The following is a 1244-nucleotide window of genomic DNA, read 5'->3' as shown; positions in this document are numbered from 1 at the left end:
AGTCTCGATTTCTCCTAATTCAATGCGGAAGCCGTGAATCTTAACTTGGCGATCGATCCGACCGAGATATTCAATCTCTCCATTGTCCAAATAGCGGGCTAGATCGCCAGTTTTGTACAGCCTTGCACCCGATTCTTGGCTAAAGGGATTGGCAATAAATTTCTCATTTGTTAAATCTGGGCGGTTGAGGTAATTCCGAGCTAAACCAGCACCACTGATATGTAACTCACCTGGAGCACCAATCGGTACAGGTTGCAAATTGGCATCTAAAAGATAAATTTGCGTATTAGCAATAGGTCGCCCGATCGCTGGGCTGCTGTCAAATTGCTCCTTGACTGGAACCAACCCAGAAGTTGCAACCACTGTATTCTCCGTTGGCCCGTAATTATTGACCAACTTGAACGGTAGCGAATTAGCCGGATAATGATGCAGTTTGTCTCCACCAGTCAGTAAGGTGCGTAAAGCTACATTCTTTGGCCAATCCAACAACAAGATGCTCTCTGCCAAGGGTGTGGGCAGAAAACTGATGGTGATTGCTTTGGATACTAGCCAATCTCGCAGTTGTAGTGGTGCAATCCGAATTTCTTCATTTGGTAAATACACACTTGCACCACAGGTCAGGTAAGGCCAAACTTCCCAAACAGCTGCATCAAATGCTACTCCAGCGAGTTGGGTTGCTCGGTCAGCTGGTGTTACTTGATAATTATGTTGATGCCAACATACCAGATTTAGTAGTCCTGCATGGCTGATTTGGACTCCTTTGGGTCGGCCTGTGGAGCCGGAAGTATAAATTACGTAAACCAAGTTATCGATGCTAGAAGCACAGATAGGGTTTTGTTGGCTCTCTTGGGTGTGATGCCAATAGCTATCCAGGCAAACTATATGGGCTTGGTGTTCTGTTAACTTGTCAATCAGTTGCTTCTGGGTCAATAGGACTGCTGGTTTGGCATCTGTCAAAATCCAGGATAGGCGTTCTTGAGGGTATGCCGGATCGAGCGGCAAGTATGCTCCGCCAGCTTTGAGAATAGCCAGCATTCCGATAATCATCTCTGGCGATCGCTCTACGCAAATGCCTACTAGGACTTCTGGTTTTACGCCTTTTGTTTGTAAATAATGAGCTAACTGATTAGCCCGCTCATTCAACTGTCGATAGGTCAATTGCTGATTTTCAAACACCACCGCTACTGCATCGGGACTACGCTCCACTTGCTCTGCAAATAACTGATGAATGCATTTATCTTGGG

At 46.0% G+C, this 1244-nt stretch carries 1 protein-coding gene; it reads right to left on the bottom strand.

The genetic code is table 11. The features are described from left to right. Positions 1–1244: non-ribosomal peptide synthetase (locus tag CDG79_RS40540; RefSeq protein ID WP_143855759.1), on the bottom strand; the 1244-nt coding region annotated here is incomplete at both ends.

Origin of the sequence: Nostoc sp. 'Peltigera membranacea cyanobiont' 232, assembly GCF_002245985.1 — a bacterium.
Taxonomy (GTDB): domain Bacteria; phylum Cyanobacteriota; class Cyanobacteriia; order Cyanobacteriales; family Nostocaceae; genus Nostoc.
The sequence above is the reverse complement of the archived record's forward strand: the minus strand, read 5'-3'. Positions and strand labels throughout refer to the sequence as shown.